Source organism: Streptomyces sp. NPDC029138 (assembly GCF_055564375.1).
The window spans coordinates 1-19,862 of record NZ_JBVHWM010000005.1; the positions used below are offsets into that span (position 1 = coordinate 1).

16 protein-coding genes are annotated in these 19,862 nt (G+C 72.1%); 4 read left to right on the top strand and 12 right to left on the bottom strand.

The annotated features are described in order from the left end of the window. Nucleotides 1-553 precede the first annotated feature (553 nt). Nucleotides 554-1,561 (bottom strand): stage II sporulation protein M, encoded by a 1,008-nt coding sequence (locus tag ACZ4WH_RS07035; RefSeq protein ID WP_468177428.1) that lies wholly within the window; start codon nt 1,559-1,561, stop codon nt 554-556. Nucleotides 1,562-1,703: 142 nt separating this feature from the next. Between ACZ4WH_RS07035 and ACZ4WH_RS07040 the strand changes: the two genes are divergently transcribed. Then, nucleotides 1,704-2,681 (top strand): RDD family protein, encoded by a 978-nt coding sequence (locus ACZ4WH_RS07040; RefSeq protein ID WP_468177430.1) that lies wholly within the window; start codon nt 1,704-1,706, stop codon nt 2,679-2,681. A 56-nt stretch (nt 2,682-2,737) separates the two neighbouring features. Here ACZ4WH_RS07040 and ACZ4WH_RS07045 read toward each other — a convergent pair whose 3' ends face one another. Both ACZ4WH_RS07045 and ahcY read right to left on the bottom strand, forming a co-directional pair. Then, the gene (locus ACZ4WH_RS07045) at nt 2,738-3,352 is read right to left on the bottom strand and encodes a hypothetical protein (RefSeq protein WP_468177432.1); all 615 of its coding nucleotides are present in this window, start codon (nt 3,350-3,352) and stop codon (nt 2,738-2,740) included. A gap of 172 nt (nt 3,353-3,524) precedes the next feature. Beyond that, on the bottom strand, nt 3,525-4,982 hold the full coding sequence (gene ahcY / locus ACZ4WH_RS07050) for an adenosylhomocysteinase (protein ID WP_468177435.1): 1,458 nt from the start codon (nt 4,980-4,982) through the stop codon (nt 3,525-3,527). A gap of 539 nt (nt 4,983-5,521) precedes the next feature. Here ahcY and lepB point away from each other — a divergent pair. Next, on the top strand, nt 5,522-6,079 hold the full coding sequence (lepB, locus tag ACZ4WH_RS07055; protein ID WP_468177856.1) for a signal peptidase I: 558 nt from the start codon (nt 5,522-5,524) through the stop codon (nt 6,077-6,079). A gap of 22 nt (nt 6,080-6,101) precedes the next feature. Here the strand turns inward: lepB and ACZ4WH_RS07060 are convergent, their stop codons facing one another. The 6 genes from ACZ4WH_RS07060 to ACZ4WH_RS07085 all read right to left on the bottom strand — a co-directional run bounded on the left by ACZ4WH_RS07060 (nt 6,102) and on the right by ACZ4WH_RS07085 (nt 12,074). Continuing rightward, nucleotides 6,102-7,082: a cation diffusion facilitator family transporter gene (locus ACZ4WH_RS07060; protein WP_468177437.1), complete on the bottom strand. Its 981-nt coding sequence runs from the start codon at nt 7,080-7,082 to the stop codon at nt 6,102-6,104. 168 nt (nt 7,083-7,250) lie between these two features. Then, nucleotides 7,251-8,402: a mannose-6-phosphate isomerase, class I gene (gene manA, locus ACZ4WH_RS07065; RefSeq protein ID WP_468177439.1), complete on the bottom strand. Its 1,152-nt coding sequence runs from the start codon at nt 8,400-8,402 to the stop codon at nt 7,251-7,253. A gap of 101 nt (nt 8,403-8,503) precedes the next feature. Continuing rightward, a complete protein-coding gene (locus tag ACZ4WH_RS07070) occupies nt 8,504-9,631 on the bottom strand; it encodes an SIS domain-containing protein (protein ID WP_468177441.1) in 1,128 nt (375 codons plus the stop codon). A gap of 54 nt (nt 9,632-9,685) precedes the next feature. Beyond that, the gene (locus ACZ4WH_RS07075) at nt 9,686-9,856 is read right to left on the bottom strand and encodes a Trm112 family protein (protein WP_007382472.1); all 171 of its coding nucleotides are present in this window, start codon (nt 9,854-9,856) and stop codon (nt 9,686-9,688) included. 73 nt (nt 9,857-9,929) lie between these two features. After that, the gene (locus ACZ4WH_RS07080; protein WP_468177444.1) at nt 9,930-11,294 is read right to left on the bottom strand and encodes a phosphomannomutase/phosphoglucomutase; all 1,365 of its coding nucleotides are present in this window, start codon (nt 11,292-11,294) and stop codon (nt 9,930-9,932) included. 357 nt (nt 11,295-11,651) lie between these two features. Further along, nucleotides 11,652-12,074 (bottom strand): DUF3499 domain-containing protein, encoded by a 423-nt coding sequence (locus tag ACZ4WH_RS07085; RefSeq protein WP_468177446.1) that lies wholly within the window; start codon nt 12,072-12,074, stop codon nt 11,652-11,654. A gap of 352 nt (nt 12,075-12,426) precedes the next feature. On the opposite strand from ACZ4WH_RS07085, the gene ACZ4WH_RS07090 reads away from it, so the two are divergent. Continuing rightward, on the top strand, nt 12,427-12,813 hold the full coding sequence (locus ACZ4WH_RS07090) for a metallopeptidase family protein (protein WP_468177448.1): 387 nt from the start codon (nt 12,427-12,429) through the stop codon (nt 12,811-12,813). An 81-nt stretch (nt 12,814-12,894) separates the two neighbouring features. Here ACZ4WH_RS07090 and ACZ4WH_RS07095 read toward each other — a convergent pair whose 3' ends face one another. The 3 genes from ACZ4WH_RS07095 to ACZ4WH_RS07105 all read right to left on the bottom strand — a co-directional run bounded on the left by ACZ4WH_RS07095 (nt 12,895) and on the right by ACZ4WH_RS07105 (nt 18,636). Next, nucleotides 12,895-14,430, bottom strand: a complete 1,536-nt coding sequence (locus tag ACZ4WH_RS07095; protein ID WP_468177450.1) for a DUF5719 family protein — start codon at nt 14,428-14,430, stop codon at nt 12,895-12,897. Continuing rightward, complete coding sequence (locus ACZ4WH_RS07100) at nt 14,427-18,173, bottom strand: glycosyltransferase family 2 protein (RefSeq protein WP_468177452.1); 3,747 nt, start codon at nt 18,171-18,173, stop codon at nt 14,427-14,429. Before ACZ4WH_RS07100 ends, ACZ4WH_RS07095 begins: the two co-directional genes overlap by 4 nt. 199 nt (nt 18,174-18,372) lie before the next feature. Next, nucleotides 18,373-18,636 carry a WhiB family transcriptional regulator gene (locus tag ACZ4WH_RS07105; protein ID WP_003975777.1) on the bottom strand — a complete coding sequence of 88 codons (264 nt, stop codon included), beginning with the start codon at nt 18,634-18,636 and terminating at the stop codon, nt 18,373-18,375. 688 nt (nt 18,637-19,324) lie between these two features. Between ACZ4WH_RS07105 and ACZ4WH_RS07110 the strand changes: the two genes are divergently transcribed. Further along, nucleotides 19,325-19,831 carry a cysteine dioxygenase gene (locus ACZ4WH_RS07110; protein WP_468177454.1) on the top strand — a complete coding sequence of 169 codons (507 nt, stop codon included), beginning with the start codon at nt 19,325-19,327 and terminating at the stop codon, nt 19,829-19,831. Nucleotides 19,832-19,862: the final 31 nt, after the last annotated feature.

Below are 19,862 nucleotides of genomic sequence, written 5' to 3' on the forward strand. Positions count from 1 at the left end.
TTCAACACCACGAGAGCGGAACAGTCAGGCGGAATAAGCCCGACCGTTCACAGCGTCCTCGCTGTGTTTTTTCAAAGGAACCTCGCCCTCTCGTATGAGAGAGACGGGGTATCAACATATCTGGCGTTGACTTTTGGCACGCTGTTGAGTTCTCAAGGAACGGTCGCTTCCTTCGTACTCACCCTCTCGGGCTTTCCTCCGGGCGCTTCCCTTCGGTCTTGCGTTTCCGACTCTATCAGATCTTTCTCGATCCGATTTCCTCGGTGCTTTCCAGGTTCCCGCTCTCGCGTTTCCCTTTCCGGCTTTTCCGACTTTATCAGAAGTTCTTGGCCGGTCTGACCGGCCGCTCATTTCTGAGTATTCGGAAGGTGCTTCCTGGAGTGCCGCTCACGGCTCTCGGTGAAGCAATTAGATTCTAACGCCTGCCCGCTGGATCTGTCCAGTTCCAGGCAACTGTTTGAATCTACCTCCCCACTCCCTCCGTGTCAACGGCTCTCGCGGGGCGAAGAGGAGATTAGCAGCTCACAGGGGTCGAGCGCACATCCGCCGGCTGTCAGGCGGCCGTGGGGACGGAGGCGCTGCGGTCCATCGCTTCGAGATCGCCCGTCTCGTCCGCGCGTGCCGCACGCCCTCCCAGCACGTAGACGTACGTCAGGAATGCCAGCTCGGCTGCGACTCCGATGCCGATGCGGGCCCAGGTGGGCAGGCCGGAGGGGGTGACGAAGCCTTCGATGGCGCCGGAGACGAACAGGACCAGGGCGAGGCCGATCGCCATGCCGACGGCGGCTCGTCCCTCCTCCGCGAGCGCCGCGCGCCGGGTGCGCGGGCCGGGGTCGATGAGGGTCCAGCCGAGGCGCAGGCCCGTACCGGCGGCGACGAAGACGGCGGTCAGTTCGAGCAGGCCGTGCGGGAGGATCAGGCCGAGGAAGGTGTCGAGGCGGCCGGCCGAGGACATGAGGCCGAGGCCGACGCCCAGGTTGAGCATGTTCTGGAAGAGGATCCAGAGCACGGGCAGTCCCAGGAAGATGCCCAGGACCAGGCACATCGCCGCCGCTTGGGCGTTGTTCGTCCACACCTGGGCCGCGAAGGCGGCTGCCGGATGGCTGGAGTAGTAGGTCTCGTACTCACCACCGGGCCGGGTCAGCTCGCGCAGCTGGCTGGGCGCCGCGATGGACGACTGCACCTCGGGGTGGGTGCCGATCCACCAGCCCAGAAGGACGGCGACGGCGGTGGAGACGAGCGCTGTGGGCACCCACCAGTGGCGGGCGCGGTAGACGGCGGCCGGGAAGCCCTGGCCCAGGAAGCGTGTGACGTCACGCCATGAGGCGCGGCGGGTGCCGGCGACGGCGCTACGCGCGCGTGCCACGAGTTGGCTGAGCCGCCCTGTCAGCTGCGGGTCCGGAGCACTGGACTGGATGAGGGAGAGGTGGGTGGCGGTGCGCTGGTAGAGGGCGACGAGTTCGTCTGCTTCGGCGCCGGTGAGCCGGCGCCGGCGGCGGAGCAGTGCATCGAGCCGGTCCCATTCGGCTCGGTGTACGGAGACGAAGACGTCCAGGTCCATCGGGTCTGCCTGCTCCTCGGCTGGTCGTCCACGGCTCGTCGTGGATGCTCGTACTTGCTGTCAGCTTGTCGTACCGCGGCGCGATGCGCCCACAGCTTGGCAGACTTGCGTTTCAGGGGCAGACCAGGGAAGGGCGGCGGGCGTGAGTGAGCTGGTGACCGGTGAGGCGGTGGCGCTCGAACTGCGGCCCGCGAAGCTGCCGAGCAGAGCGCTGGCCGTGTTGCTGGACCTGGTGGTGGCGATCGTCGCGTACATCGTCGTGATGATGGTGCTGGCCCTGTCGACGGCTTCGCTGGACGAGGCCGCGCAGCTGGCGCTGTCGATCGCGACGTTTCTGCTGGTGCTGGTCGGCGGGCCGATAGCCGTCGAGACGCTCAGTCACGGGCGTTCGCTGGGGAAGCTGGCGTTCGGGCTCCGGGTGGTGCGGGACGACGGTGGGCCCATCCGCTTCCGGCACGCGCTGGTGCGGGGCGCGATCGGGGTGGTCGAGATCCTGATGACGTTCGGGGTGGTGGCCTGTATCGCCTCGCTGGTGTCGGCGCGGGGGCGGAGGCTCGGGGACGTGTTCGCGGGCACCCTGGTCGTGCGGGAACGGATACCCACTGGGCGGACCGGCTTCGTTCCGCCTCCGCCGCCGTGGCTCGCGGGCCGGTTCGCCGAGCTGGACCTGTCGGCGGTCCCGGACGGGCTGTGGCTCGCCGTCCGGCAGTACCTGACCCGGATGCAGCAGCTCGATCCGCAGGTCTCGGCGGGTATGGCGCAGCGGCTGGCGGCCGACCTCGCGGAGCGTACCGGGGCGCCGGTGCCACGGGATCTGCCTCCGGCCGCTTTCCTGGCGGCCGTGGTGCATGAGCGGCAGTCCCGTGAGGCCCGGCAGGCGTTCGGGCGGGGCGGCGGCGTGACGTCCGGCGGCTTCGCGCCGCCGGTGGCACGGCCCGCAGCACCGCAGATGGCACAAGCCTCCCGGCCTCCGATGGCACAGCCCTCCGCTCCTCCGATGGCACAGCCACAGCAGGCCGCACCGCAGCCGCCGCAGGCCCCTCTTACTCCTTCGTCGGCTCCGCCGCGGGACGAGTCGCGGGCCGATCGGCCGGCCACCGGGTTCGCGCCCCCGGGGTAGTGCGGAGCGCGGTCAGGCCGCGCTGACGATGCCCGGGGCCGCCGGAGGTGCCGGGGTCAGTCGAATCTCGACGGCGGTGACTGAAGGTCTTCCAGCTCGATCCCGGGCGCTGCGAGGACGACGTCGCCGGCGATGTGGACGGTGTGCTGTTCGCCGGTGTCCAGGGCTGTGACCTGGTATTCGTCCACGGTCAGGGGGCCGTTGTCAGAGGCGTGTGCTTCGCTGTCCACCAGAGCCCAGGACTGGTCCACGGTGCGGGGGGCGAGCACGGGATCGGTGAAGGCCACGAGGCGTACGCGGGTCGCGGCGGACGAGGGGGTGAGGCGCAAGAGCCGGGCGGTGGCGACGAGGAACGCGGGGGACGTGCCGGTGAAGGCGTGGGCGCGCACATTGCCTTCGGTGGCATGGATGCCGGTGGGGTCGGTGCGGACCCAGGTGACGCCGTCGAGGGCGGCGCCGCGCACCTGCCAGCCACCCGCGTGGAGTTCGAGGCGGATGGGACGGCCGAGGTCGTCCAGGGCGAGGTCGACCGAGCCGCGGTGGTCCCCGGCGGGGCCGGTCAGCCGGGAGACATAGCGCCAGCCGGACGGGCCGGGGGCGCACTGGAAGTGTTCTTCTGCGAGGGGGGTGTGATCGTGCGGATCGTGGAGCGAATAACGGCCGCGGGGCATGGGGGTCCTGGGTCTTGACGGGCTGATCCGGCCGGAGGCCGCGGGTCGGGGGCCAAAGGGGCAGGCCCCCGGCACGGGGGTGCGGGGGCCTGCCTCGAAGGATCTCCTGCCGGGGAGGGTGCGTCGGTGCACCGGCGCACTCCCCCGGCTGGCGGACTACGGGATCACCGGATCAGTAGCGGTAGTGGTCCGGCTTGAAGGGGCCGTCGACGTCCACGCCGATGTACGCGGCCTGCTCCGGGCGGAGCTTGGTGAGCTTGACGCCGAGCGCGTCCAGGTGGAGGCGGGCGACCTTCTCGTCGAGGTGCTTGGGCAGCGTGTAGACGCCGATCGGGTACGCGTCGGGCTTGGTGAACAGCTCGATCTGGGCCAGGGTCTGGTCCGCGAAGGAGTTGGACATCACGAACGACGGGTGGCCGGTGGCGTTGCCCAGGTTCAGCAGGCGGCCCTCGGACAGCACGATGATCTTCTTGCCGTCCGGGAAGGTCCAGGTGTGGACCTGCGGCTTGACCTCGTCCTTGACGATGCCGGGCACCTTGGCGAGACCGGCCATGTCGATCTCGTTGTCGAAGTGACCGATGTTGCCCACGATCGCCTGGTGCTTCATCTTGGCCATGTCCGAGGCCATGATGATGTCCTTGTTGCCGGTCGTGGTGATGAAGATGTCGGCCTTGTCGATGACCTCGTCCAGGGTCGTGACCTGGTAGCCGTCCATCGCCGCCTGTAGGGCGCAGATCGGGTCGATCTCTGTGACGATCACGCGGGCGCCCTGGCCGCGCAGGGACTCGGCGCAGCCCTTGCCCACGTCGCCGTAGCCGCAGACGACGGCGGTCTTGCCGCCGATCAGGACGTCGGTGGCGCGGTTGATGCCGTCGATCAGGGAGTGGCGGCAGCCGTACTTGTTGTCGAACTTCGACTTGGTGACGGCGTCGTTGACGTTGATCGCCGGGAAGAGGAGGACGCCGTCGCGCTGCATCTCGTACAGGCGGTGGACACCGGTGGTCGTCTCCTCGGTGACGCCGCGGATCTCCGAGGCCAGCTGCGTCCACTTCTGGGGGTTCTCGCCCAGGGTGCGGTGCAGCAGCTGGAGGATGACGCGGTGCTCGTCGGACTCGGCAGTGTCCAGGGCGGGGACTTCACCGGCCTTCTCGTACTCGACGCCCTTGTGGACGAGGAGGGTGGCGTCGCCACCGTCGTCCAGGATCATGTTGGGGCCGCCGGTGGGGCTGTCCGGCCAGGTCAGCGCCTGCTCGGTGCACCACCAGTACTCCTCCAGGGTCTCGCCCTTCCAGGCGAAGACCGGGACGCCCTGCGGGTTGTCGGGCGTGCCGTTCGGGCCGACGGCGATGGCGGCGGCGGCGTGGTCCTGGGTGGAGAAGATGTTGCAGGAGGCCCAGCGGACCCGGGCGCCGAGGGCGACCAGGGTCTCGATGAGCACGGCGGTCTGCACAGTCATGTGCAGTGAGCCGGTGACGCGGGCGCCGGCGAGCGGCTGGGCCTCGGCGTACTCCTTGCGGATCGCCATCAGGCCGGGCATCTCGTGCTCGGCGAGGGTGATCTCCTTGCGACCGAACTCGGCCAGCGAGAGGTCGGCGACCTTGAAGTCCTGTCGGTTCTCGACAGTCGTCATTACGAGCTGCTCCTCGGGGTTGGGTCGAGGTGGGTACGGCTGGTCTGCGCGGCGGCGGACACAGGGGTGCCCGAGAAGAGGACACAGGCATGCCCACGTACGCGCAGCGCAGTCCGTCGGAGGCCCTCTCTCCCTCGGCCGGCCCGCACAGGACCGCCCGACCGCCATCAGCAGCGACGTCTGGCTCCGTCCCAAGCTACACCGGACGCCCCGGTCGGCCCCAGTCCGCCTGAGCATTCGTCGGGTCGTATTCGAGGCGTTTCGGCTGTGGTGCCGGTGCCGCCGGGGCGGGGACGGAGGCGGTGCGGGGTGCGGTGGGCCGGGCGTTCACGGCGGGCGAGGTGCACGGAGCGTTCACGGGGAGCCGCTACTCTCCGCGTCGCGGATGGGCCGCGCGGGGAGGACGGGACATGGCGGGCAGAGGGCGGGGACTGGGGATCGCGGCGGTCGTGGCGGGGCTGCTGGGGGTGGTGCTGACCGGGGGTGCCTTCGTGTACGGGCGCGACGCGTACGGCACCGGAACCCTGCCGAGTCAGAGCATGGACCCGACGTACCAGCGGGGTGACCGGATCGTCTGGGAGCGGGTGGACGGGAGCGAGGTGCGGCGCGGTGACGTCGTGGTGTTCTCGATGCCGGAGCGCTACCGGTCCGAGGGTGTCTTGATGCAGCGGGTGATCGGCGTGGGCGGTGACCGTGTGGCGTGCTGCACGACCGCGGGCTCCGAGGAGCGGGTCACCGTGAACGGCAAGCCGGTCAAGGAGCCGTATGTCTACGAGGGTGACGCGGACGGTGTGCACCGGCCGTACGACGTGAAGGTGCCGCAGGGGCGGCTGTTCCTGATGGGCGACCACCGGTCCGACTCGATGGACTCCCGTTTCTTCGCCGTGGATCACGGCGGGACCGTTCCGGTGGACGCCGTGCGGGGGCGGGTGACGGACGAGCGTACGGGCCCGGCTCTGCTGGGTGCGGCCCTGCTCGTCGGCGGTCTGCTGGTCCTCACCGGCATCGGGCTGGGGATCGCCGCCTTGGTGGTGCGGCGGCGGAAGGCGCCGACGGTGCCGCCGGCGCCCTGGCCCATGCAGCCGGCTCGGGGCTGAGGGTCGTACCGCGAAGCTTCCCTCAGTGACCCGCGGGGTGCGGGGTCGGGCCGCCCGGGGTCGCCTCCGGGTCCGGGCCCTTGGCGGCCTCGGCCTCGCTGTAGATGTCCGGTTCCAGGTAGATGACGCGGGCGATGGGGACGGCGGCGCGGATGCGGGACTCGGCGGCGTTGATGGCGCTCGCGACCTCGGTGGCCGTTTCGTCGTGCCGGACGGCGATCTTGGCGGCGATCAGCAGCTCCTCGGGGCCGAGGTGCAGGGTGCGCATGTGGATGATGCGGGGGACCGTGTCGCCGTCGACGATCGCGGCCTCGATCTTCTTGACGTCCTCCAGGCCGGCGGCCTCGCCGAGCAGCAGTGACTTGGTCTCGGCGGCCAGGACCAGGGCGATCAGGACGAGCAGGACACCGATGCAGAGGGTGCCGATGCCGTCCCAGACGCCGTCGCCGGTGAGCAGGGAGAGGCCGACGCCGCCGAGGGCGAGGAGCAGACCGATGAGCGCGCCGAAGTCCTCCAGGAGGACGACGGGCAGCTCGGGTGCCTTGGCGCGGCGGATGAACTCCTTCCAGGAGAGCGTGCCGCGCAGGTGGTTGGACTCCTTGATGGCCGTGCGGAAGGAGAAGCCCTCGGCGATGATCGCGAAGACGAGGACGCCGACCGGCCAGTACCAGTGCTCCAGGTCGTGCGGGTGGCGGACCTTCTCGTAGCCCTCGTAGATGGCGAACATGCCGCCGATGGAGAAGAGGACGATCGAGACGAGGAAGGCGTAGATGAACCGCTCGCGGCCGTAGCCGAAGGGGTGCTGCGGGCTCGCCTGGCGCTGTGCCTTCTTGCCGCCGACGAGCAGCAGGAACTGGTTGCCGGAGTCGGCGAGCGAGTGGACGCCCTCGGCGAGCATCGAGGAGGAGCCGCTGAACGCGAACGCCACGAACTTCGATGCCGCGATCGCGAGGTTGGCGCCGAGTGCCGCCACGATCGCCTTCGTACCGCCTGACGCGCTCATGTGTTCGCGTTGTCCCTTCGCCTCTGTCGCCCTCGTGCGTCCGTCCGGACGGGTGCCCGGCTTTGCCCGGCCTTTGCCGGTGGGCCATTCTTGCAGCCCGGCCGGGCAGCGGTGCGTCAGGTATCCACAACCCCGGTCATATGATCCACAGCCCGTCCACAGCCTCGGTCACACGATCACGGTGGCGCGGAAGACCGTGCCCGCGCCCGAGATCTCCGCCCGCTCGCCGGCCGGGACGAAGACCGACTGACCGGGACGCAGTTCGTGCTCGCCGGCCCGGACGGTGCCGGCCGTGCAGAGCAGGATCTGCGGGGTGTCCCGGGTGAGGTCGTGGGCGGCGCCGCCCTCGGGGAGGACGTACCGGGAGAGCCGGAACTCGTCGATCGGGGTCTCGTAGACCTCCTCGCCCTCCGGGGAGGCCTCCGGGCGCAGCACGCCCGGGTCGCTCGGCTCGAAGCGGACGATCCGCAGGAGTTCGGGGACGTCGACGTGCTTCGGGGTCAGGCCGCAGCGCAGGACGTTGTCGGAGTTGGCCATGATCTCGACGCCGAGGCCGCTGAGATAGGCGTGCGGGATGCCGGCGCCGAGGAACAGGGCCTCGCCGGGCTGGAGCCGGACGTGGTTGAGCAGCATGGCCGCGATGACGCCGGGGTCGCCCGGGTAGTGGTGGGCGATGTCGGCGTAAGGGGCGTAGGCGCCGCCGAGGCGGGTGCAGGCGGCGGTGGCCTCGGCGACCGTGTGGGCCATCTCCTCCGGGTCGGCGCTGAGGATCGCGGTGAGGACCTCGCGCAGGGCCGCGTCCTCGGGGTGGGCGTGCAGCAGGTCGACGTACGGCTTGAGGGAGTCGACGCCGAGCCCGTCGAGCAGGTCGGCGGCCTGGACCGGGTCCCGGAAGCCGCACAGGCCGTCGAACTCGGTGAGGGCGCAGATCAGTTCGGGCTTGTGGTTGGCGTCCTTGTAGTTGCGGTGCGGGGCGTCGACCGGGATGCCGCGCCGCTCCTCGTCGGCGTATCCCTCCTTGGCCTGCTCCAGGTCGGGGTGCACCTGGAGGGACAGGGGCGCGCCGGCGGCGAGGATCTTGAGCAGGAACGGCAGGTGCGGGCCGAACCTGGCGACCGCGCGGGCGCCTAGTTCCCGCTCCGGGTCGGCATCGATGACCTCGACGAGGGTCCCGCGCGCGGTGCGCGACGGGGCGCCCGGGTGCGCGCCCATCCACATCTCCGCCTGGGGTTCGCCGGTCGGCTCCACGCCGAGGAGGTGCGGGATGGCGGTGGCAGAACCCCAGGCGTAGGGGCGGATGGTGTTGTCGAGGCGGTCCATGTGTCTTCTCTGTCTCCGTACGTGCGCTGCTCGGTCGGCGCCGGCGGCTGTGCCGGTCGCGGCGCCGGGGGCGGGCTCGGGTCGTCCGGCCCGGAGCAAGATCAGGCCCTGGAAGCGAGCGCCAGGTAAACAGCGGCGAAATCCGTGACGGCGATCAGTTCCGCGAGGGTCTCCAGTTCGCCGCCCTCCTCCGGTTCGAGTTCGCTGATCGGCGTGTCGTGGCTGAGGGCGACGTCGCGGGCGGTGGGGGCGGCGGTGAGGCCGCTGATCGGGCGGTCGCGGAGTAGCACCACGCGCGCGTGCAGCGCGGGGGGCTCCTCGACGCGGTCGCGGAAGAAGTCGTCCGGGTCGGCGCTGGCGGCGAGCGGGCCGGCCAGCAGGGCGCTGTGCGCGGCGAGTGCCTCGGGCAGTTCGGCGACGAGGGCGGGGCGGCCGGCGAGTTCGGCGAGGGCGGCGGCGAAGCGGCGGCCCGCAGGGCCGGCCGAGGTGCCTTCCGTCCACACCATGGGGAGCGCGTCGGCGAGTTCGGCGGCGAGGGTCTTCGCCGGGTTGCTGTAGGTCGCGATGGCGGGGCCGCAGCGCTCCGCGATGTGGTCGAGGCGGTCGGCGACCTTCTCCAGGGCGTCCGGCGGGGCGGCGATCAGGCCGATCCGGCCCAGGAGCGCGAGCAGCGGCGTCAGCAGCGCCCAGAAGACGCCCGGGGAGGACGCGGCGAGCGGTTCCTCCTGGTCGTACGGCGCCGTGGCCATCGGTACGAACAGGCCGTGCGCGCCGGCGACGGCCTCGGCGAGCGGGGTCTGGGGCGGGGCCACGGCGACGACCGAGCAGCCACGGCGATAGGCCTGGTCGGCGAGGAGGGACAGGCTCGGTTCGGTGCCGTCCGGGGTGGCGATCAGCAGCAGGTCCACGGACCCGGCCCAGCCGGGGAGTTCCCAGCGCAGCGCGCCCGCGGCGGGGGCGACGCCGGCGGGGGCGAGCCGGACGACGGGGCTGCCGGGGCCGGCCAGCGTCCCCAGCAGATCTGCGGTGTGGGTGGCGGCGGCGCCGGGGCCCGCGATGAGGACCGCGCGGGGGCGGCCGTCGGGCTTCAGCTCGCCGATGCCGGCCTCGGCGGCGTGCCGGGCGGCGGTGCGGACGCGGGCGCCGGCCTCCGCCGCGCCGCGCAGCAGACCCCGGTGGTCGGCCTCGGCGAGGCCCTCCGGGGTGTCGAGCAGCGATTCGTCCAGCATGAGCGGCAGCCTCCGGTCGCGGGATCCTGGGGTGCTACGAGGTGACGGGCCTCGTCACGCGGGGCGGCGGGCCTCGTCGACCAGCAGGACCGGGATGCCGTCGCGGACCGGGTAGGCGAGGCCACAGTCCTGGCCCGTGCAGATCAGCTCGGTGTCCTGCTCCTTGAGGGGGGCATGGCAGGCCGGGCAGGCGAGGATCTCCAGAAGACCGGCTTCGAGCGGCATGGGCTGTCCCTTCAGAGGGCGTATGGGTGTCTGTGCATATGCCTGGTCAGCGTACCGCTCATGGACGGGCCGCTCAGCCCCTGATGATCGCCAGTGCCTCGTCGCGGATCTTCGTCATGGTGGCCTCGTCCTTGGCCTCGGCGTTCAGGCGCAGGAGCGGCTCCGTGTTGGACGGGCGGACGTTGAACCACCAGTCGGCCGCGGCGACCGTGAGGCCGTCGAGGTCGTCCAGGGTGACGTCGGCCCGGCCCTCGTACGCGGTGCGGATCGCGGCGAGGCGGGCGGACTGGTCGGCGACGGTGGAGTTGATCTCACCGGAGCCGGCGTACCGGTCGTACTGGGCGACCAGGGCGGACAGCGGGCCCTCCTGGCCGCCGAGGGCCGCGAGGACGTGCAGGGCGGCCAGCATGCCCGTGTCGGCGTTCCAGAAGTCCTTGAAGTAGTAGTGGGCGGAGTGCTCGCCGCCGAAGATCGCGCCGGTACGGGCCATCTCCGCCTTGATGAAGGAGTGGCCGACGCGGGTGCGGACAGGGGTGCCGCCGTTCTCCTTCACCACCTCCGGGACCGTGCGGGACGTGATCAGGTTGTGGATGACCGTGCCCTTGCCGCCCTTGCGGGACAGTTCGCGGGCGGCGACCAGCGCGGTGATCGCGGATGGGGACACCGGGTCGCCGTGCTCGTCCACGACGAAGCAGCGGTCGGCGTCGCCGTCGAAGGCGATGCCGAGGTCGGCGCCCTCCACCGGGACCCGCTTCTGGAGGTCCACGAGGTTGGCCGGGTCGAGCGGGTTGGCCTCGTGGTTCGGGAAGGTGCCGTCCAGTTCGAAGTACATCGGGACGAGGGTCAGGGGCAGGCCGGCGAAGACCGAGGGGACCGTGTGGCCGCCCATGCCGTTGCCGGCGTCGACCACGACCTTCAGGGGGCGGACGGAGGTGAGGTCGACCAGGGAACGCAGGTACGCCGCGTAATCCTCCAACGTCTCGCGCGCCGAGAGGGTTCCCGGCCGGGCCACGGGTTCCGGGGCGCCCTCCGCCAGCCAGCGCTCGACCAGTTCACGGATCTGCGCCAGGCCCGTGTCCTGGCCGACGGGGGCGGCGCCCGCGCGGCACAGTTTGATGCCGTTGTACTGGGCCGGGTTGTGGGAGGCCGTGAACATCGCGCCCGGCAGGTTCAGCGCGCCGGAGGCGTAGTACAGCTGGTCCGTGGAGCACAGGCCGATCTCGGTGACGTCCACACCGCGGTCCGCCGCGCCGCGCGCGAAGGCGCGGGAGAGGCCGGGGGACGAGGGCCGCATGTCGTGGCCGACGACGATGGCCGCCGCTTCCGTCACCTCCGCGAAGGCGGCGCCGAAGAGTCCGGCCAGTGCCTCGTCCCACTGGTCCGGGACCACTCCGCGTACGTCGTACGCCTTCACGATCTGCGACAGATCAGCAGTCACGGCCAACCCTCCTGAAGTCCTATGGGTGCCCACAAACTACCCGCCGGGAGTAAGGGCGCCGCGCGCGGACACCAGGTGCACGCTCGGTGGACCCCCTTCCGTAACGCCCGGCCGGGCCGGACCGTCACGCGTAACGGGGGTGGCGTGGGGTGGCGTTCAGCCATGGCGCACGGTTGGGCGCTCGGATGTGACGCTGAGGCGTGGTGTCGCCGTTGGCGGGCTCGGGGGTGGTGTCGCGGTTGGCGGGCTCGGGGGTGGTGTCGCGGTTGGCGGGCTCGGGGGTGGTGTCGCGGTTGGCGGGCTCGGGGGTGGTGTCGCGGTTGGCGGGCTCAGGCGCGATGCTCGCGGGTGGCGCGCTCAGTTGTCCGGGGAGCGCAGGACCCTCAGGTGGCCGCGACGGGCGACCTCCATGGGGTCGGCGGCACGGGAGCCGCCGCCCGCCCCGGCCGCGCGCTCCTGCGGGCGGGCCGCCTCGCGCACGGCGTTGGCAAGCGCTTCCAGATCGTCTCCGCTGGGCCGCGCGGGAGCGGAGCCGTCGAGGAGTCGTACGACCTCCCAGCCGCGCGGGGCGGTGAGGCGCTCGGAGTGCTCGGCGCACAGGTCGTAGCAGTGGGGTTCGGCGTAGGTGGCGAGCGGGCCGAGGACCGCGGTCGAGTCGGCGTAGACGTACGTCAGCGTCGCGACGGCGGGTCGGCCGCAGGCGGTGCGCGAACAGCGACGTACAGGGCTCACGACGTTGGACGGTACCGCACTCTTGAGCGGGCCGCGACGACTCTCCACCAGGTCACTCCCCCGTGTCGTGCTGTGAAACGCCCCACACACTCCTTCGAGCGGACCTCGTTGACCTGCATGGACGTATGCCCAGTGGGTGACCGGCGAGACCGCGTCCGGTCAGGAGTCCGTACAAACACCGTCAATTGCCTTGAGTTCGGTGGTCTAGGAGAGTTACGGAAACGAGCCAGACCTTGGCTGGAATGGTCATCCTGCGACACGCGGGGGCGGGGGGCCGGTTGCCACGTGGAACCGGACGTGCGGAGGGTGCGGGGACTACCCTTCACCAGTGATGGACAACCGTGTACCGCCCCGTGCCGCCGGCCCCGGGCCCCGTCGCCGTGATCGCCACGGGCGGGGCATGCGAGGGCCGATCGCGCCGCCGCAGGTGCCGCTGGCGGCCAGCCGTGCCGAGGTGTTCGCGGACCTGGTGCAGGACTCCGTGGAACGCCTTGAGCGGCGGTGGCCGCAGCTGGCCGACATCGACTTCCTGGTGCTGGAGGTGCCCCGGCTGGAGGGGCGGGGGGATCAGGTGACGTGGGGGGACGACGCCGTGCCGCTCGGCGGGATCGTCCCGTCGCGGGATGGGCGGCGGGCCCGGGTGGTCGTGTACCGGCGGCCGGTGGAGATCCGGACCAAGGGGCGGGACGAGCGGGCCGCGCTGGTGCATGAGGTGGTCGTGGAGCAGGTGGCCGAGCTGCTGGGACTGACGCCGGAGACTGTGGACCCCCGGTACGGGGAGGATTAGGGCACCTTTGCCGCCCCCGGCACCGGGGGCCGGGCGGGGGCGGGTCCGCTCACCGGCGACGGCGGGGTGCCGCCGCGTCCCCTATTTCTGTAGTACCGACAAGTCCTCCTTCGTGCTCGGTACCGCCACCATTCCGTGGTCGTTGGGGAGGGTCTGGATGGTGAAGGCGGGGATGCCTCCCTCGGTGGCCGCGAGCGTGCGGGAGGCGTAGACGGGGGCGCCGGAGACGGGTTCGACCGTGAGGGCGTACGTGCCCTTCAGGCCCGCCGGGGTGGGGACGTCGACGTCCTGGGTCGTGCCGGACTTGATCGTGTACGTCTTCGTCACCGGGGTCCCGCCCTCGCTGCCCGCCGACGCCGTGACCTTGACCGTGGCCGTGCCGGTAGGGGCCGTCAGGGCGAGCGTCGTGCCCTTCGCGCTGTTGTCGGCCGATGTCGCGCGCGTGCCGACGGCGGCGGTCGCCGGAATGTACGCCGTCTCCTTCCTGTCGCCCTTGCCTCGGACCACCTGGAGCGCCGCCACGACCGGGACCGCCTGGTCGCTGGGGGTGAGGACCAGCGAGCCGGCCTCGCCACGGGTGACGTCGCCGAGGTCGACCGCCGAGGTCATGCCGGACTTGACGTGCAGGGTCTCGTTCCCGGCCGGGGTGATCAGGCCGGCGGGCGAGGCCAGGCGGATCTTCAGGTCGGCGTCGTCGTCACCGGGGGTGAAGGCGATCAGGCGGACGTCGGTGGCGTCCTTCGGGATGCCGGGCAGGACCTGGCTGCCGGCCGGGTCGGCGGCAGCGGCCAGCCAGTCGCCGCCCGCCTTGTCGTCCAGGGCCTGCACGGCCGCGCCGACCCGGCCGCTGCGCACGCTGACGTGCACGGTCAGGTCGGCCTGCCGCTCGTCGGAGAGCGTGGAGAGCAGGATGGGCTCGCTCGCGTGCGGCTTGACCGTCAGGTTCTCGCCCAGCGGGGACTTGATCGCGCCGTCCTTGCCGTACAGCTCGATGTCGACCACGGCGGCCGAGTCGTCGGGGTTGGTCAGGTGGACGTAGTCGGTGCGGCCGGTGGTCGTGCTGGCGCCCGGGAACCAGAACTCGGTGTCCGCGCCGGTGCAGTTGACGCCCAGCAGGCCCCGGCCGGTGCCGGCCGCGACCTCGGTGGTCTCCTGCACGGTCCAGCCGGACGCGAACCTGCCGTCCGCGGTGCCGATGAGCGCGGGCGCCTCACCGCCGGAGGTCTCTCCGGTGGCCGGCGTGCCCGGTGCCTTGGGGGTGAGCACCGGCTGCTCGGCCTTCTTCCCGGCGCCCTTGCCGTCCTTGCCGTCCTTGCCGTCCTTGCTCTTCCGGCCGCCGTCCGTGTCGTCGGCCGACTGCCCGGTGGCCGCCTGGAGTTGGGCCTTGCCGCTGCTCGTGGTGCCCTTGGTGACCGGCGTGAACGACGTGTACGCCGTGTCGGCGATGTCCGACATGCTCGGCGCCGGGCACAGCAGGCTGGTGCGCTCCACGGGCAGTCGGGCCGCCGCCTGGGGGGCGGCGGCGCCGGACGCGGACGGGGAGTCGAGCGCGGCGAACGCGGTGACGGCGGCCAGCGCGGCCGTGCCGGCGATCAGGGACAGGGTGGTGCGGTTCACTGCTGGCTCCCGTCGGGGCGCTGGCTGCCGGTGCCGTGGGGATGCTCGGCCGGGTCATAGCCCTGCTCGGCCGGGTCATAGCCCTGCTGGGCCGGGTCGTAACCCTGCTGGGCGGCGTCGTACGCCGGGTCGTAGCCCTGCTGGTAGGCCGCCGGGTCGTACGGCATCTGGTCGGGGGTGCCGTTGTAGGCGTACGGGTCGTACGGGGCCGTCTGGTAGGGGTCGGGCTGCTGGTACGACTGCTGGTCGTAGCCGGTCGTGGTCTGGTACGGGTCCGTGCCGTACCCGGAGTATCCGGCGTTCCCGTAGTCGGCCGGGTCCCTGTCCCAGTCCCCGCTCGGCTCGACCGGGGGCACCCCCACGTCGTACGACTGCTGGTGCGGTACGGCGGCCGGGGGCTGCTCGGGCTGGGGAGGCGTGCCGGGCTGTTCCTCGGCGGCGGTTTCCTCCGCCTGGGCGCGCAGGCGGCGGGCGCGGCGGCCCTCGCCGGCGGTGGCCTGGGCGGGCAGGGGCTGCTCCTCGGGCAGGTCGTCGTCGACGTCGCGGCGGCGGCCGGGCAGGGCGAGGACGACCAGCACGACGGCGAGGGCGCCCTGCGCCCAGAGCCAGGCGGTGTGGGCGATCGGGGCGTCGTAGGTGACGTCCAGCCTGCCTCCGGTGGAGGGCAGTTGGAAGCCCTGGGCCCAGCCGTCGACCGTGGTCCGGGTGAGCGGCTTGCCGTCGAGGGTCGCCGTCCAGCCGTCGGCGGCGCTGTCGGCGAGGCGCAGGACACGGCCTCCGGAGCCGGAGGGGATCGTCGTGTGGATCTCCACCGGTCCCGCGGTGACCGGCCGGGCCTTGCCGGAGCCGGAGGCGGGCACGATGGCCGCGCGGGCGACCTGCTGGTCGACGCGCCAGAGCGCGCCGCCGTTCTGCTGGCTGAGCCGGCTCAGGCCGGGGGTGGCGTCGAGGACGCGGGTGATGTCGCGCGGCGCGCCCTTGTGGACGAGGACGTAGCGCACGGCGAAGCCGCCGAGTTCGTCGGCCTGGTCGGCGCCGGAGCCGGCGACGAGGTTGGCGACGGTCTTGTCCAGGCGGGCGTTGTCGCCGTCGGCGGCGGTGAGTTCGGCGTCGCCCATGCGGGCGCCGGAGCCACGGACCAGGGTGTAGCGCACGCGCGCGGTGGAGTCGCTGTCGAGGACCAGGGTGCGGGCCTGGTCGCCGCCGCTGGAGTCCTCGGCGACGAACGCGGGCACCTGGGCCGGGTCGCGGCGCTCCAGCGGGCCGTCGGCGCCGCGGATGATCCAGCCGGCGGCGACGAGCAGCGGGCCGGCGGCCGAGGCGAAGGCGATCAGGGCGGCGACGGGCTGGCGCCAGCCGAAGCTCTGCTCGGCCACGCGCGCGCGTGCGCCGTCGGCGCCGAGGGCGGCGGCGGCCAGCAGGGCGATGCCGTAGACGAGGGTGGCCGGCCCGGCCCAGGCGGACTTGTTGGACAGGACCGCGAAGACGAGGCCGACCAGGGCGACGGCCCAGGCGGTGCGGATGCCGAGCTGCCGCTCGGAGCGGAGCAGGGCGGCGAGCGCGGCGAGCACGATGCCGATGAGCATCAGGCCGTGCACGGTGCCGGGGCCGCCGGGGGCGGCGCCGAGCAGGTCGAGCGCGGAGGCGGCCGAGGGGCCGTACTCCAGGCCGGCCTCCTGGAAGAAGCCGGTCGGCAGGAGGGTCAGCGACCAGGGGGCGAGGAGCAGCAGCGGCGTGCCGAGCTGGGCCAGGAAGCGCAGGCCGTGGGCGAGGAGGTCGCCGCGGCGGAGCACCAGTACGCCGAGGCCGAGCAGCAGGGCGATGGGCCAGACGATCGGGGTGAAGGCGGTGGTGACCGTCAGCAGCAGCGCGTACGCCCAGGTGGCGCGCCAGCTGCCGCGCGCGCCGGTGCGGCTGGCCAGGCCGCTCGCGGCGATGCCCGCGCGCGCGATGAGCGGCAGGAGCACGGCGAGGACGGCGGTGCCGATGCGGCCGCCGGCCAGGGCGCCGGTGGTGGCGGGCAGGAAGGCGTAGCCGATGGCCGCCCAGGCGCGCAGCAGCCGGGAGGTGACGAGCGGCCGGGAGGCGAAGTAGGCGGTGAATCCGGCGAGCGGCACCGAGCAGACGAGCAGGACGGTGACGGTGAGTCCGGTGGAACCGAACAGGATCGAGGCGAGGGTCGCGACGATCGCCAGATAAGGGGGCGCGGACGGGGTGCCGCCGACGCCGAGCGGGTGCCAGGCGTCCAGGTAGCGGGACCACAGGTCGCCGGCGCCGGCCGGGGCGGGCAGCAGGGCGCCGCCGGCGAGGGCGCCGCCACCGAGCAGGGCGCGGCAGGCGGCGAGGGAGATGAGCAGCAGCGCGAGGAAGAGCACCGGGCCGGGTCTGCGGGCGATCCGCTTGAGCCGGGCGAACTGCTCGACCTCCAGGAACTCGGCGTCGTCGCCGCCGGGTCCGGACTCCACGGCGCCGCCGTGCCGGCCGGCCGAGGCGGTGTCGCTGTCGGTGCCGCTGGTGAAGTTGCCCGCGATCTGCTCCACGGTGGCCCGGATGGTGGCGCCGGGCGGCGGGAGCAGCTGGCGCAGCTCGCCCTTGTCGATCTGGGCGGGGCCGCGGCGGCGCCGGGCGGCGATGATCCGCTCGGGCCGCAGCAGGGTGCTCAGCAGGCCGCGGATCTCGTCGACGGCCTGGCCGGGGACCTTGCCGACGAGGTAGGCGAGGGTGCGCAGGACGGTGCCGAGGACGAGCCGCAGCAGGACCCAGGGCAGCGCGGCCGTACGGGTGTTGACGAGCAGGGTGTAGACGGCGCCCGCCTTGTCGACCTTGTGCGGGGAGGCGGTGGTGCGGCCCGCGCAGTCGACCGCGCGGCGTTCGCGGGAGGCGGCCTCGGCGTGCCGGACGACGGCGTCGGGGGCGACCAGGACGCGGTGGCCGGCGGTGTGGGCGCGCCAGCACAGGTCGACGTCGTCGCGCATGAGGGGCAGTCGGCGGTCGAAGCCGCCGAGCTGTTCGAAGACGTCGCGGCGGATGAGCATGCCGGCGGTGGAGACGGACAGCACGGTGCGGACGTGGTCGTGCTGGCCCTGGTCCTGTTCGCGGCGGTCGAGGCCGGTCCAGCGGCGGCCGGAGTTGGCGATGGAGACGCCGACCTCCAGCAGCTGGCGGCGGTCGTACCAGCCGCGCAGCTTGGGGCCGACGACCGCGACGTCGTCGCGGCCGAGTTCGAGTTCGTTGTCGACGACCCGCAGCAGCTGGGCGAGGGCGTCGGGTTCGGGGGCGCAGTCGTCGTGCAGCAGCCACAGCCACTGGATTGGCTCGCCGTGCGGCAGGTCGGGCAGGTCGTAGGCGTCGTCGCGCCAGGTGCGCGTGACGGGGTCCCAGCCGCTGGGGCGCTTGAGGTACGGCAGGTCCTCCGGGGTGAGGACGGGCGCGGTGCGGCTCGCCTCCTCCACGGCCTGGCCGAAGCCGGTACGGCGGGCCAGGTGCAGCACATTGGCGTCGCCGAGGGCGTCGGTGAGCAGCTGGGCGGAGTCGTCCGCGCTGCCGGTGTCGGCGGCCACCGCGTACTGGACGGGGCGCTCCTGGCCGAGCAGCCCGGCGAGCGCGTCGGGCAGCCAGCGGGCGCCGTCGTGGGAGACGAGGACCGCGGTCACCACATGACGCGGGAACTCAGGCGGGCGGGCTGGGTCGAACGCTGCTGTGGCGGTGCCGCTTCGGGCCGCCGTATGGCTGTGCACGGACATCGAGGTACGGGCCCCGGTTCGATGGACTGCGGTGGACGCCTGTGTCTCCCCGTGCGTCGAGCGGATCGAGTGCGTCGAGGGGACAGCGGGGCGTCTCGGACGAGCGACCACACTATCGGCTGGCCATGACGACGGCCCGCCGCCTGTGGATAACCCACTGGCGGCGGGCCGTTCGCGACGTTGGCGGCCCTCCCTACGGTCACACGGCGGCCTTCTTCAGCCGGCGGCGTTCCCGCTCGGACAGGCCGCCCCAGATGCCGAAGCGCTCGTCGTTGGCGAGGGCGTATTCGAGGCACTCGGAGCGGACCTCGCAGGCGAGGCAGACCTTCTTGGCCTCTCTGGTGGAGCCGCCCTTCTCGGGGAAGAAGGACTCGGGGTCGGTCTGGGCGCACAGCGCGCGCTCCTGCCAGCCGAGTTCCTCGTCCGCGTCGTCGACCAGCAGTTGCTGCACCAGCTCGGTCATGTGCGCCCCTCGTCTGTCTTTCGCGTCCCCGTGCGTAGCCGTTACCGATTTCGGCTGAACGACACGAGTGAAATTACAAGTGTGCTGCTCCGGGCGAGTCAAGCCGAGATCTGCTATTGGGTCCGTTATTCACTCTGCGGAACCAAGGCCGTGCGGAAAGTGTTCAAATCGCCATAAACCTTGGCACGCAGCCGGACCCACGGGGTGGCCGCAACCCCGTACAGATCTCTGTACGGAGAAAGACGCCTCCGTGTTCGATCCCGTTCCGCGAGACTCAAGCGCTCGGATGTGCCCCATGTGTCCCGACCTCCTCGTGAGCAAACCTTTCACCTTTCAGATGAACCGGATGAGGTGAAACATGTCCCACATACCGGGCGTCGAGTTGACAGTGCGGGTGTGAACCGATGTCCTAGTGGGCATGTTCGCGAACTTGGCACCCACCTCGACCCGCACCGCCGGGTCCTTCGGTGCCGCCCGCGCGCGCTGTAGCTGTTGTTGCTGTTCCAGCTGTTGAGCCAAGCCGCTCCGGCTGTTCCCGAGTCCATCCCGGCTCGGCCGCGTCCGCACGCACCGTGATCCCTCATCCAGGGCACCCCGCCCGCCCGTGACCCGGGCGGACCGTACGCGTCACCCAGCTCCACACCCCGGCTCAAGCCCCCGACTCTTCACCGAGGACCACCGAACCCCGATGAACAGCGACAACGACCTCCAGATCGCCGGCGACATCCTCGAAGTCCCGCACCTGCTCCAGCCGCCGCGCGAGCACCCGGCCACCGTCGCCGAGTTCGTGGGGCTCGCCCGCTCGATCGCCGCCGACCGCGCCCAGTGGGCGCCCCTCGTCCGCTACGACGCCACCACCCGCTGGTACCACCGGCTGCGCACCGGCCCCGGCTACGAGGTGTGGCTGCTGTCCTGGGTGCCCGGGCAGGGCAGCGGGCGGCACGACCACGGGCGCTCGTCCGGTGTCCTCACCGTCCTGGAGGGCACCCTCACCGAGCGCACCGGGCGCGGCACGCGCGCGCTGGCGGCGGGCGCGCAGCGGGTGTTCGCTCCGGGGTACGTCCACGAGGTCGTCAACGACGCGCTGGAGCCGGCGGTCAGCCTGCACGTGTACTACCCGGGCCTGACCGCGATGCCGATGCACACGTCCCCGCACTGCGAGGCACGCGGCGAGGCCCGCCCGGTGACTGCCTGACGCGTTGTCGGACCCACCTGCAAGACTTGGC